The sequence below is a fragment of the Paraburkholderia sp. OAS925 genome, from assembly GCF_040543975.1.
Classification (GTDB): Bacteria; Pseudomonadota; Gammaproteobacteria; order Burkholderiales; family Burkholderiaceae; genus Paraburkholderia; species Paraburkholderia graminis.
This window is the reverse complement of the sequence record NZ_JBEUNO010000001.1, coordinates 648,898-661,025: the sequence shown is the minus strand read 5'-3', so window position 1 is coordinate 661,025 and position 12,128 is coordinate 648,898. Positions and strand designations below refer to the sequence as shown.

11 protein-coding genes are annotated in these 12,128 nt (G+C 62.5%); 9 read left to right on the top strand and 2 right to left on the bottom strand.

Annotated features, from left to right (window positions below; translation table 11 throughout):
* The first annotated feature begins 19 nt into the window (after nt 1-19).
* The gene (locus ABIE53_RS02900; RefSeq protein ID WP_006048141.1) at nt 20-226 is read left to right on the top strand and encodes a hypothetical protein; all 207 of its coding nucleotides are present in this window, start codon (nt 20-22) and stop codon (nt 224-226) included.
* A gap of 186 nt (nt 227-412) precedes the next feature.
* Here the strand turns inward: ABIE53_RS02900 and ABIE53_RS02895 are convergent, their stop codons facing one another.
* Nucleotides 413-739, bottom strand: coding sequence for a DUF1840 domain-containing protein (locus ABIE53_RS02895; RefSeq protein ID WP_006048142.1), 327 nt, complete (start codon nt 737-739; stop codon nt 413-415).
* A gap of 444 nt (nt 740-1,183) precedes the next feature.
* Between ABIE53_RS02895 and argS the strand changes: the two genes are divergently transcribed.
* From argS to ABIE53_RS02865, 6 genes are all read left to right on the top strand, one after another.
* The gene (argS, locus tag ABIE53_RS02890; protein WP_053857434.1) at nt 1,184-2,974 is read left to right on the top strand and encodes an arginine--tRNA ligase; all 1,791 of its coding nucleotides are present in this window, start codon (nt 1,184-1,186) and stop codon (nt 2,972-2,974) included.
* Nucleotides 2,975-3,035: 61 nt separating this feature from the next.
* Nucleotides 3,036-3,863 (top strand): SPOR domain-containing protein, encoded by an 828-nt coding sequence (locus ABIE53_RS02885; protein ID WP_006048144.1) that lies wholly within the window; start codon nt 3,036-3,038, stop codon nt 3,861-3,863.
* Between the two features lie 203 nt (nt 3,864-4,066).
* Nucleotides 4,067-4,705: a thiol:disulfide interchange protein DsbA/DsbL gene (locus ABIE53_RS02880; RefSeq protein ID WP_029969595.1), complete on the top strand. Its 639-nt coding sequence runs from the start codon at nt 4,067-4,069 to the stop codon at nt 4,703-4,705.
* A 16-nt stretch (nt 4,706-4,721) separates the two neighbouring features.
* Nucleotides 4,722-5,495, top strand: a complete 774-nt coding sequence (locus tag ABIE53_RS02875) for an SDR family oxidoreductase (RefSeq protein WP_114155734.1) — start codon at nt 4,722-4,724, stop codon at nt 5,493-5,495.
* A gap of 3 nt (nt 5,496-5,498) precedes the next feature.
* The gene (locus ABIE53_RS02870; RefSeq protein WP_192699996.1) at nt 5,499-6,326 is read left to right on the top strand and encodes a helical backbone metal receptor; all 828 of its coding nucleotides are present in this window, start codon (nt 5,499-5,501) and stop codon (nt 6,324-6,326) included.
* A 259-nt stretch (nt 6,327-6,585) separates the two neighbouring features.
* Nucleotides 6,586-8,172 (top strand): ABC transporter substrate-binding protein, encoded by a 1,587-nt coding sequence (locus ABIE53_RS02865; protein WP_006048148.1) that lies wholly within the window; start codon nt 6,586-6,588, stop codon nt 8,170-8,172.
* A gap of 125 nt (nt 8,173-8,297) precedes the next feature.
* On the opposite strand, the gene ABIE53_RS02860 is transcribed toward ABIE53_RS02865, so the two are convergent.
* Nucleotides 8,298-9,368, bottom strand: coding sequence for an MBL fold metallo-hydrolase (locus ABIE53_RS02860; protein ID WP_053857431.1), 1,071 nt, complete (start codon nt 9,366-9,368; stop codon nt 8,298-8,300).
* Between the two features lie 123 nt (nt 9,369-9,491).
* Between ABIE53_RS02860 and ABIE53_RS02855 the strand changes: the two genes are divergently transcribed.
* Nucleotides 9,492-9,959: a MerR family transcriptional regulator gene (locus ABIE53_RS02855; RefSeq protein ID WP_006048150.1), complete on the top strand. Its 468-nt coding sequence runs from the start codon at nt 9,492-9,494 to the stop codon at nt 9,957-9,959.
* A 231-nt stretch (nt 9,960-10,190) separates the two neighbouring features.
* Nucleotides 10,191-12,047, top strand: a complete 1,857-nt coding sequence (aceK, locus tag ABIE53_RS02850; RefSeq protein WP_192699995.1) for a bifunctional isocitrate dehydrogenase kinase/phosphatase — start codon at nt 10,191-10,193, stop codon at nt 12,045-12,047.
* Nucleotides 12,048-12,128 lie beyond the last annotated feature (81 nt).

Genomic DNA, 12,128 nt, shown 5'->3' with positions numbered 1-12,128 from the left:
TCAACGGAGAGAAAATCATATGAAGAAGCTGGCGCTGTTATTGACCGCTGTTTCGTTTGCCGTGGGCGCTTCGGCGGCGCTCGCACAAACCGCCGCTCCGGCCGCATCGAGTTCGGTCAGTTCGTATTCGCCGCCCACGACGAAACACGTCAAGAAGCCGAAGAAGCAGAAAATGAAAAAGGGCGCGTCAGCTCCCGCGGTTGCTCCGGAAGCCGCAAGCCAGTAAACCGCTTTCGCGTTTCTGGCTTGCAAAGAAAATGAGCCCGCTTCGAGCGGGCTCATTTTTTGGCGCCGTACACACATTGGACACGGCGACAGGCCGTGAGTCACAGCAAGTGCCGCGGCCACGATGGCCGTGTTTGTCGCCCTGGCCACGACAGTCGCCGCGGCCGTCCCGGCGAACCTGCCTCGACTACAGCCCCCAGACGATGTCCGCGTTTTCCTTCTGGGCGGCGCGCAGCATGTCGAGGAACGGATACGCACGTTGCGCAAGACCCGGCGGAATCTCGTGATGCTCGTGGCCTTCTTCGCCTTCGTGGAAATGGCCGTCGTGTTCGGCGCGTTCCTGCTTGTCGAAGTTGATAGCCGCTTCGAGTTTGGCGATCGCTTCGCCGGTTTCGGCGTGCGTAATCACACCGCGCTCACCGAGGCGCTTGCCGACAATGCCGACCAGATACTGCGCCAGATTCTCGAGCATCATCACATCTGGACAAGCTCGGCATTTGAAAGTAATCAGCATGACAATTCCCTTTTTCGTTATGTTGGCTTCACGCGCAAGCGGAGCCGAAAGCGGCCTCTCGCATGTTCCGTTAGCCGCGCGAACAGACGCGGCGGCCACGGCCCTTGCTGGGCTTCTCATTGAACATATTAGCACCTGCTAAAATCCGTCTGGACGGAAAAGCGCGCCGCATTGCACCGCGCGCGGCAAGGCGCAGCGGCGCGGCCGGCCAGCCGGTTGCGGCCTGCATGCCGCAGCGGCCAAGCCTTCGCCTCGCGGCCGAACGGCGCGCTGATTGCATTGCAGGCAAAGTGCCCAACAGCTCGCCTCGTCATGCCGATATGTCATGACAGACCGCGCCGCCGCGCAACCGCCGCTTTCCACGCTTCTGCCGAATCGGCCGCGCTCGAGGCGGCCGGCGCTTCCTCCGTATCACCGGATTGCCTCACTGGACTCGCAACAAGCATGCTGCCCGCACATAAACACACTCTGGAAACACTGCTCGCCGACACGGTGAAGCAGGTCGCTCTCGCCACGCAAGGCGCGACGGAAGCCGCCTTCGTGTCGCCCACCATCGCGCTGGAACGTCCGAAGGTCGCCGCGCACGGCGACGTCGCGTGCAATGTGGCGATGCAACTCGCCAAGCCGCTGCGCGCGAATCCGCGCCAGTTGGCGCAGCAAATCGTCGACACGCTGCTCGCGCAGCCGCAGGCACAAGGCCTGATCGAATCCGCCGAAGTCGCGGGCCCCGGCTTCATCAACCTGCGTCTTGCCGCTGCGGCGAAGCAGGCGGTGGTCAAGGCCGTGCTCGCGGAGAAAGACGTGTATGGCCGCTCGCAACGCGACGCGGGCAAGCACGTGTTGATCGAGTTCGTATCCGCGAATCCGACCGGACCGCTGCACGTCGGCCACGGCCGTCAGGCCGCGCTTGGCGACGCGCTGTCGAACGTGCTCGCGTCGCAAGGCTGGGACGTGCATCGCGAGTTCTATTACAACGACGCCGGCGTGCAGATCGGCACGCTCGCGCTGTCCACCCAGGCGCGCGCACGCGGCCTCGCTCCGGGCGACGCCGGCTGGCCCGCTTCCGCGTACAACGGCGAGTACATTGCCGACATCGCGAAAGACTATCTGAACGGCGTCACGGTATCGGCGAGCGACGGCGAGCCCGTCACCGGCGCGCGCGACGTCGAGAATCTCGACGCGATCCGCCGCTTCGCGGTGGCGTATCTGCGCCGCGAGCAGGACATGGACTTGCAGGCGTTCGGCGTGAAGTTCGACCAGTACTACCTGGAGTCGTCGCTTTACACTGAAGGCCGCGTCGAGAAGACGGTGCAGGCGCTCATCGCCGCGGGCAAGACCTACGAGCAGGAAGGCGCGCTGTGGCTGCGCACGACGGACGACGGCGACGACAAGGACCGCGTGATGCGCAAGACCGACGGCACGTACACGTACTTCGTGCCCGATGTCGCGTATCACGTCGCGAAGTGGGAGCGCGGCTTCACCAAGGTCATCAACATTCAGGGTTCCGACCACCACGGCACGATCGCGCGCGTGCGCGCCGGGCTGCAAGGTCTCGGCATCGGCATTCCGAAGGGCTATCCCGACTACGTGCTGCACAAGATGGTCACGGTCATGCGCAATGGCGAAGAGGTGAAAATCTCCAAGCGCGCGGGCAGCTACGTGACGGTGCGCGATCTGATCGAATGGTCGGGCGGCGCGCTGCCCGGCACCGAGGCAGCCGTCGATCAGATCGACGAAGAGACGATTCGCCGCGGCCGCGACGCCGTGCGTTTCTTCCTGATCTCGCGCAAGGCGGATACGGAGTTCGTCTTCGACATCGACCTCGCGTTGAAACAAAATGACGAAAACCCCGTGCACTACGTGCAATATGCGCATGCGCGGATCTGCTCGGTCATCGCCGAATGCAAAACTCGCTACGGCGCGGACGAAAGCACGCTTGACAGCGTGGACCTCGCGCCGCTGTCGAGCGAGCGCTCAATGGCCTTGCTGAACAAGCTCGCGGAGTTCCCGGACATGCTGCAACACGCCGCCGACGAACTCGCGCCGCACGCGGTCGCGTTCTATCTGCGCGACCTCGCCGGGGAATTCCACTCGTTCTACAATGACAGAGCCGAACGCGTGCTGGTCGACGATGCGGCCGAACGCAATGCACGCGTCGCGCTGCTCGCAGCCACGCGTCAGGTGCTCGCCAACGGTCTTGCGATCATCGGCGTCTCCGCTCCCGTCAAGATGTAAGTCCTCCGGCGCAACATGCATGCGGCCGTCGTTATAATCGGCGGCCGTTCCAGGATTCTTTTTGCAGGTGATTCATACGATGGCAAAACCACGCCGCACAACAAAGCAATCGAAACAAACCGGGGGTACTTTTCTCGGCATCGTGCTGGGCCTGATTGTCGGCCTCGCGATCGCGGTAGTGGTGGCGCTGTATATCACCCGTGCGCCTACGCCGTTCGTGTCGAAGGTCGCGCCGCCCGCGGCGTCCGAGTCGAGCGCGAGCCAGGCGCAATACGATCCGAACCGTCCGCTGCAAGGCAAGACGCCGGGTCAGCCGGTGCCGCAGGCCGCGCAACCCGCGCCGCCGAACACCGCGCCTGGCCAGACCAACTCGCAGACGCAGTCGGGCATGCTCGAGCAGCCGCAAATCATCGAAGTGCCGCCGACCCTCGGCGGGAACAATAATGCCGCGGGCAATGCCAACGGCACGGCGGTCGCGCCGAAGCCCGCGCCGGATAACGGCAGCAGCGCCACCGCCGCGGTGAAAAAGCCGCAAGCCACGAGCGCGCCGGCTGCGACCACAGCGGGTTCCGCGCCGAAGAGCACGTCGTCGGCGGCGGTCGCGAACGTCAAGCCGGGTTCGGGCGCAGCGCCCGCGCCGGGCGACGCGAACACGGGCTACTTCCTGCAAGTGGGCGCGTACAAAACCGCTGCGGACGCCGAACAGCAACGCGCGCGTCTCGCGTTCCAGGGCTTCGAGTCGAAGGTCACGCAGCGCGATGCGGGCGGGGTCACGTATTATCGCGTGCGTATCGGGCCGTTCTCGAAGTTCGAGGACATGAACGCGAGCCGTCAGCGTCTGTCGGACGCGGGCGTTGACACCGCCGTGATCCGCTTCACCAAACAATAAGCAGCGCGGGACCCGCAGGCAGGCGCCGCCGCCGAACTATCGGCGCGCGGCGCCTGTCACAGGAATCGCAGGCAACAAGCACAGTAAGCACGATTGAGCATGATTGAGCACGACGGCCGATAGAGCCGTCCAACGCCGATTTGAAAACGGTGACGGGCATTTGCGTGGCGCCACTGTTTTACGCCTACCTGGGTCAAGACAACATGAAAAAACTGCTGAGCATTCTGTTCCTCTCGTTGGGCCTCGTCGCGGCCTCGGCGCACGCGTCGCCGACCGCGCCGGTCTCGGGCAAGGACTACACCGTGTTGCCGAGCGCGCAATCCACCGACGTGCCCGCCGGCAAGATCGAAGTCACCGAATTCTTCTGGTACGGCTGCCCGCACTGCAACGAATTTGACCCGTATCTCGAAGCATGGGTGAAGAAGCAGGGTCCGGACGTCGTGTTCAAGCGCGTGCCGGTTGCCTTCCGCGACGACTTCATTCCGCATTCGAAGATGTATCACGCGCTCGACGCGCTCGGTCTCGCCAACCAGCTCACGCCGAAGGTCTTCAACGAAATTCACGTCAACAAGAACTATCTGCTGACGCCGGAAGATCAGGCCAAATTCCTCGCGAAGAACGGCGTCGATCCGAAGAAGTACATGGACGCGTACAACTCATTCTCGACGCAAAGCGCGTTGCAGAAAGACAAGAAGCTGCTCGAAGACTACAAGATCGACGGTGTGCCGACCATCGCCGTGCAGGGCAAGTACGAAACCGGCCCGGCTGCGACCAACAGCCTGCCTGGCACGGTCCAGGTGCTCGATTACCTGGTCCAGCAGGTTCGCGCGAAGAAGATGTAAAGCGCGAGGCGCCGGAATGAGCTCACCGTTGAAAGTTTTCATTACCGGCGCTTCGAGTGGAATTGGCCTCGCGCTCGCCGCCGAATACGCGCGGCGCGGCGCGACGCTCGGCCTCGTTGCCCGCCGCGGCGAAGCCCTCGCCGCCTTCAGGCGGTCTCATCCGCAAAACTCCATCTCCTGCTATAGCGTCGACGTGCGCGACGCCGAGGCGCTCGCCGAAGCGGCCGCGCAGTTCATCGCGGAACATGGCCAGCCGGACATCGTGATCGCCAATGCGGGCGTAAGCCGCGGCGCGGTCACCGGCGAAGGCGACCTGCGCACCTTCCGCGAAGTGATGGACATCAACTACTTCGGCATGGTCGCCACCTTCGAGCCGTTCGCGGCCGCGATGGTTGCCGCAAGACGCGGCACGCTCGTCGGCGTTGCGAGCGTCGCGGGCGTGCGCGGCTTGCCCGGTTCGGGCGCGTATAGCGCGTCGAAGTCGGCGGCGCTCAAGTATCTCGAAGCGTTGCGCGTCGAAATGCGCCCGCACGACGTGGGCGTTGTCACGATCGCGCCCGGCTATATCCGCACGCCGATGACCGCGCACAATCCCTACACCATGCCCTTTCTGATGGACGCCGACCGCTTCGCCGCGAAAGCCGCGCAGGCCATCGAGCGCCGCACCGCTTTCGCGGTGTTTCCGTGGCAGATGCGTGTCGTGGCGATGCTGCTGCACGTCGTGCCGCGCTGGCTCTACGACCGCGTGTTCGAACGCGCGCCGCGCAAGCCGCGCGCCGTCGTCGAGTAAATCATGTCTGCCTGTGCGGTCGATGCAGCCGGCGTCGCGCACGAAAAAACGGGTGCCGGCGCGCGCATCGTCTCGCTGGTGCCGAGCATCACCGAACTGCTGTTTGCGCTGGGTCTAGAACGCCAGGTCGTCGGGCGTACCGGTTTTTGCGTGCATCCGCGCGACAAGGTGCGCAATGTGCCCAAGGTCGGCGGCACGAAAGCCGTGAAGGTCGACGCCGTTCGCGCGCTGCGGTCTACTCACCTGATCGTCAATATCGACGAGAACGAGCGCGACACCGTCGAGCAACTGCGTGCTTTCGTGCCGCATGTCGTCGTGACTCATCCGCTCACGCCGCACGACAATCTCTCGCTGTACGCGCTGCTGGGCGCGATCTTCGATCGCGAGCACGAAGCGCAGCGTCTCGCCGATGCGTTGCAGGCGCGTCTGCATGAAGCCGCCGCGCATGCATTCGCCGCGCAAAACGTGCTGTATCTGATCTGGCGCGAACCGTGGATGACCGTCGCGCGCGACACCTACATCTCCGCGATGCTGCGCGTCGTGAACTGGCAGACGCTGCCGGAGGTGCAAGGCGGCGCGACAGGCGCGGGCCGTTATCCATCGTTCGAATTCGACGACGCCGAGCACGCGCCGTGGCTTGCCGGCGTCGACCGCATTCTGTTTTCGAGCGAACCTTATCGCTTCACGCAGGCGCATTGCGATGCGCTGAAAAGCGATCCGCGCATGGCCGGCAAGCGCATCGAGTTGATCGACGGCGAGATGGTCTCGTGGTACGGCGTGCGCGCGATCGACGGCATCGCTTATCTGATGCAGCGTGCGAGCGCCGCGTGAAGCCAGCACGCGCACGGCACAGGCTCCATACGATCCCATATGGATATGCGGATTATGTTGTTGTCGCGCGAACTGCCCTTCGATAAGCTTTCGCGAAGGCCGGCGCGCACGTGAGCCCGCATTTTGGCGAGCATGCGCGAGCCCCGGAAAGGTATCAGAATGAAGTCGACGGCGAGGCCATAAACGTCGCTGTCACTCGTCAACGGAATAACCACACAACCAGACGCACTGCCTGACTGCGCTTGTTATCGGAGATCTTATGCGCTTCAAACTGCTCGCAGCCGCCGTACTCTTCACGGCGCCCGCGCTCGTGCTCGCCAAACCGCTGACCGTCTGCACCGAGTCGAGCCCCGACGGCTTCGATGTCGTGCAGTTCAACTCGCTCGTTACGACCAATGCATCGGCGGATGTGATTTTCAATTCGCTCGTCTCCTACGATGAGGCCGCGAAGAAAGTGGTGCCGTCGCTGGCCGACAAGTGGGACGTGAGCGCGGACGGCCTCACGTACACGTTCCATCTGCGCCCGAACGTGCAGTTCCAGACCACCGACTACTTCAAGCCGACGCGGCCGCTGAATGCCGACGACGTCGTCTTCACGTTCGACCGCATGCTCAACGACAGCAACCCGTGGCACAAGGTGACGGGCGCGAGCGGCTTTCCGCATGCGCAGTCGATGGGCTTGCCGAAGCTCATCAAGGCGATCAGCAAGGTCGACGACAACACCGTCAAGTTCGAACTGAACGCGCCGGACGCGACCTTCGTGTCGATCCTGACGATGGGCTTCGCGTCGATCTACTCGGCTGAATACGCGGATCAGTTGCTGAAAGCCGGCAAGCAGGTCGATCTGAATTCGAAGCCGGTCGGCACGGGCCCGTTCGAGTTGAAGAGCTACACGAAAGATGCGGTGATCCGCTACGACGTGAACCCCACCTACTGGGGCTCGAAACCGAAGATCGACCGTCTGATCTACGCAATCACGCCCGACGCCACCGTGCGCGCGCAAAAGGTGAAAGCCGGCGAATGCCAGATTGCGCTGTCGCCGAAACCGCAGGATCTCGCAGATGCGAAGAACGACAAGTCGCTCGCCATCGTGCAGACGCCCGCGTTCATGACGGCATTCGTCGCGTTGAACACGCAGAAGAAGCCGCTCGACAATCAGAAGGTGCGCGCCGCGCTGAACATGGCGTTCGACCGCGGCACGTATCTGAAGACCGTCTTCGACAACACCGCGACCGCAGCGGTGAATCCGTATCCGCCGAACACCTGGAGCTACGACAAGGCCGTGAAGGCCTGGCCGTACGATCCGGCCAAGGCAAAGAAACTGCTCGCCGATGCCGGCTACCCGAACGGCTTTGAAACGACCATCTGGGTGCGTCCGAACGGCAGCGTGCTGAATCCGAATCCGAAAGCGGGCGCCGAGCTGTTGCAAGCGGACTTCGCGAAGATCGGCGTGAAGGCTGACGTGAAGGTGATCGAATGGGGCGAGCTGATCAAGCAGGCCAAGCAAGGCCAGCACGACTCGCTATTCATGGGCTGGGCGGGCGACAACGGCGATCCGGACAACTACCTGTCGCCGCTCTTTAGCTGCAATGCGGTGAAGTCGGGCATCAACTTCGCGCGCTTCTGCGATCAGGATCTCGACAAGCTGATCGCCGACGGCAAGTCCACGCCGGACCAGGCCAAGCGCACGAAAGCGTATCAGGCTGCGCAGCAGATCATTCACGATCAGGCGCTGTGGATTCCGCTCGGTTATCCGACGGCGGCGGCTATCACGCGGACCAATGTGAGCGGTTATCACGTGAGCCCGTTTGGGCGGCAGAACTTCGGGGCGGTGTCGGTGCAGTAATACCGCACGAACATACCGCACGAACCCGAAGCAGCAGAAGCCCGGTCGCCCAATGCAATGCAATGCAGTGCAAACGCGCGACCGGGCTTTTTTTTATGCGTAGGCCACCGACATCGAGCAAGGGCTCACGCCGAAAACCGCATCACGCCATCCGCATCGTGCGTGCGTTTTAACGCGCCCGCCAGCCACAGCAGATGCAAATGCGCGAGCGCCTCGCCCATCGCGAACGTCATCTGGTGAATATCCAGCGCGCGCTTGAACATGAGCGGCACGATGTCCGCCGCGCTTTGCGGCTTTTGCGCGCACGCCTCTCGCACTTCGGCGAGACGCGCGTCGTGATGCTCGCGCAACTGCTTCACGCGCGTACGCACGCCGCGAAACGGCTTGCCGTGCGACGGCAACACGAGCGTGTCTTCAGGCATTACCTCGTAGCGCGCGAGCGACTCGAGATAAAGCGCAAGCGGCGAGCCTTCGGGCTCCATCGCGAACACCGACACGTTCGTCGAAATACGCGGCAGCACCATGTCGCCGGAAATCAGCACGCCCATCTCTTCGCAATGCAGCGCACAGTGCTCCGGTGAATGGCCATAGCCCGTCACCACGCGCCACGTTTTTCTGCCGATCCGCACGCGGTCCGCTTCACGCAAACGCCGGTATTGATCGGGCACCGACGGCACCAGATTCGCGTAATAACTCTGCCGGCTGCGCAGCTTCTCGAGCGAGTCCTCGTCGGTGACGCCGTGCAGCGCGAAGTGCCGCGCCGCCGCTTCGCCGCCCGCGTTGGAGCCGTCGCCGGCCGCCATCACGCGAGCCTGCATGTATTCGCCGAGCGTCATCCACAGGCGCGCGTTCCAGCGCTTCTTGTCGCCGCCGCTGCAAACCCAATCCGCGAGACCGACGTGGTCGGGATGGCAATGCGTGACGATCACGCGCAGCACCGGCAAACCGTCGAGCACCGACTCAAACACCTTTTCCCAGTTCTCCCGGATCGCGTCCGACGCGATCCCGCAGTCGATCACCGTCCAGCCTTCCTCGCCGTCGATCTGATCGCGCAGCAGCCACAGATTGATATGGTCGAGCGCGAACGGCAACGGCATGCGCAGCCAGAACACACCGGGCGCGACTTCCTGCGCGTGGCCGGGCTCGGGCAGCGTGTCGTTGAACGGATAGTCGAGTTGATGTTCGAGTGCATTCATTCGGTGTCTTCCTCCACGCTTTCCGCGTACTTGCCGCAGGTTGCATTCAACCCAAGTTGACGATAACGTAAACGTCGATTCTATCGTTCAATCTGACTTTGTGCCCGGCCAGTGAATGCCCCGATGACCACTCAATACACGATCACCGAACTCGCGCGGGAATTCGACGTCACGCCGCGCGCCATACGTTTCTACGAAGACCAGGGTTTACTCTCGCCGAGCCGCGAAGGTTCGAGCGGCTTGCGGCGCGTCTATTCGGGCCGCGACCGCACGCGCCTGAAGCTCACGCTGCGCGGCAAGCGGCTCGGCTTCACGCTCTCCGAAATTCGCGATCTGCTGGACGTGTACGAATCGCCGACAGACACCGTCCCGCAACTGCACGCGTTTCTCGGCACGGTCGCGCGTCATCGCGAGGTGCTGGAGCGGCAACTGGAAGACCTGAACGCGACGCTCGAAGACCTCGCCCAATACGAAGCGCAGGCGCGCGCGCTGCTCGAAGGCGGCAAGCATGCGGCTTCCGAGGCACGCAAAGCGACGCAAGCGCAAGAAACGCAACAAGGGCGACGAGCGCGCGAAGCCAAGCCCGCATGACGAGACCCGCGCACCAGGTAAGGTCGTGAACGAAATTTTTTCTTGCCGCAAATTGAGCCGTTTAACAACGCCGAACCAGGGCATTGAGCGCAGTTGCCCGGAAAAGTCCGCAAATGCCCGGCACCGCTCACACGGCGCCGGCGCACGAGCCGGTTGACGCAATGCGTCGCGAGCGCACCCGACGATACAATCACGGGTGTCTTCACGACACGAGACGAATGCACGGTCGACATGAATCACTTCCCCAAACTGTTGTCGTCGCAAATCGGCTTTGACGTCGCGCAAACCATGCTCGAAGGATTCAACCGGCACTACCGGATCTTTCGCGACGCGGCGATTCATGCCAAGACGCTGTTCGAACACGGCGACTGGCACGGTCTGCAAAAGCTCGCGCGCGAGCGCATTACTTCATATGACGACCGCGTGCAGGAATGCGTCGAGCTGCTCGAAGACGAGTACGACGCGGAGAACATCGACAGCGAAGTGTGGCAGCAGATCAAGCTGCACTACATTGGCCTTCTCACCACGCACCGTCAGCCCGAGTGCGCGGAAACGTTTTTCAATTCGGTGTGCTGCAAGATTCTGCACCGCTCGTATTTCAACAACGACTTCATTTTCGTGCGCCCGGCAATCTCGACCGAATATATCGAGAACGACGAGCCCGCGGCGAAGCCGACTTATCGCGCGTATTACCCCGGCAAGGACGGCCTCGCCGCGACGCTCGAGCGCATCGTCACGAATTTTCAACTCGAGCCGCCGTTCGAAGATCTGACGCGCGACGTCGGCTGCGTGATGCAGGCGATTCACGACGCGTTCGGCACCTTCGACGAAGCGCCGAACTTCCAGATTCATGTGCTCTCGTCGCTGTTCTTTCGCAACAAGTCCGCGTATATCGTCGGGCGAATCATCAACGGCGACAGGCTGCTGCCGTTCGCCGTGCCGCTGCGTCATGTGAAGCCCGGCGTGCTCGCACTCGACACGGTGCTGCTGACGCGCGAACAGTTGCTGATCATCTTCAGCTTCTCGCATTCGTACTTTCTTGTGGATATGGAAGTACCGTCGGCATACGTCGAATTTCTCGGCATGATCATGCCGGGCAAGCCGAAGGCGGAAATCTACACGTCGGTCGGTTTGCAGAAGCAGGGCAAGAATCTGTTCTATCGCGATCTGCTGCATCACCTGTCGCATTCGAGCGATCAGTTCATCATCGCGCCCGGCATCAAGGGGCTCGTGATGCTGGTGTTCACGCTGCCCTCTTTTCCGTACGTGTTCAAGCTCATCAAGGACAACTTCCCGCCGCCGAAGGAAACCACGCGCGCGAAGATTCAGGAGAAGTACCAGCTCGTCAAACGGCACGACCGCCTCGGCCGCATGGCTGACACGCTCGAATATTCGAGCGTCGCGCTGCCCATTTCGCGGCTCGACGAAGCGCTCATGCGTGAACTGGAGAAAGAAGTGCCGTCGCTGCTCGAGTACGACGGCGACAATGTGGTGATCCGCCATATGTATATCGAGCGCCGCATGGTGCCGCTGAATCTGTTCCTGCAAAACGGCAGCGACGACGACGTCGATCACGGCATCAAGGAATACGGCAACGCGGTGAAGGAATTGATGCAGGCGAACATCTTCCCCGGCGACATGCTGTACAAGAACTTCGGCGTGACGCGCCACGGCCGCGTGGTGTTCTACGATTACGACGAGATCGAATATCTAACCGACTGCAACGTGCGTGCAGTGCCCGCGCCGCGCAACGAAGAGGACGAGATGTCGGGCGAGCCGTGGTACTCGGTCGGGCCGCACGACATTTTCCCCGAGACGTATGGCACTTTTCTGCTCGGCGACCCGCGCGTGCGCCGCGCGTTCATGCAGCATCACGCGGACTTCTTCGATCCGGCGCTGTGGCAAAAGCACAAGAATCATCTGCTGAAAGGCGAACTGCCCGACTTCTTTCCGTATGACAGCAGCGTGCGTTTTTGCATTCGCTATCCGGAGCGTTTTGTCGATGCAGAATCCGCAGAGTGGAACGCAGCAGATGCTATCAGTGCCGCTGGACCGCAGGCCGACGAGCGCAGCGTGAGAGTTGCTTAACGCATGCACACAGAATCCAACGTAACGAAACCGGCCGCTGAAAGCGGTCGCCTAACCGCCAGATAACCACTGAATAACCGT

What these genes read in the sequence shown, in the direction of transcription:
- ABIE53_RS02900 (WP_006048141.1), top strand. Translation starts at nt 20, where the DNA reads ATGAAGAAGCTGGCGCTGTTATTGACCGCTGTTTCGTTTGCCGTGGGC.
- ABIE53_RS02895 (WP_006048142.1), bottom strand. Translation starts at nt 739, where the DNA reads ATGCTGATTACTTTCAAATGCCGAGCTTGTCCAGATGTGATGATGCTC.
- argS (WP_053857434.1), top strand. Translation starts at nt 1,184, where the DNA reads ATGCTGCCCGCACATAAACACACTCTGGAAACACTGCTCGCCGACACG.
- ABIE53_RS02880 (WP_029969595.1), top strand. Translation starts at nt 4,067, where the DNA reads ATGAAAAAACTGCTGAGCATTCTGTTCCTCTCGTTGGGCCTCGTCGCG.
- ABIE53_RS02875 (WP_114155734.1), top strand. Translation starts at nt 4,722, where the DNA reads ATGAGCTCACCGTTGAAAGTTTTCATTACCGGCGCTTCGAGTGGAATT.
- ABIE53_RS02870 (WP_192699996.1), top strand. Translation starts at nt 5,499, where the DNA reads ATGTCTGCCTGTGCGGTCGATGCAGCCGGCGTCGCGCACGAAAAAACG.
- ABIE53_RS02865 (WP_006048148.1), top strand. Translation starts at nt 6,586, where the DNA reads ATGCGCTTCAAACTGCTCGCAGCCGCCGTACTCTTCACGGCGCCCGCG.
- ABIE53_RS02860 (WP_053857431.1), bottom strand. Translation starts at nt 9,368, where the DNA reads ATGAATGCACTCGAACATCAACTCGACTATCCGTTCAACGACACGCTG.
- ABIE53_RS02855 (WP_006048150.1), top strand. Translation starts at nt 9,492, where the DNA reads ATGACCACTCAATACACGATCACCGAACTCGCGCGGGAATTCGACGTC.
- aceK (WP_192699995.1), top strand. Translation starts at nt 10,191, where the DNA reads ATGAATCACTTCCCCAAACTGTTGTCGTCGCAAATCGGCTTTGACGTC.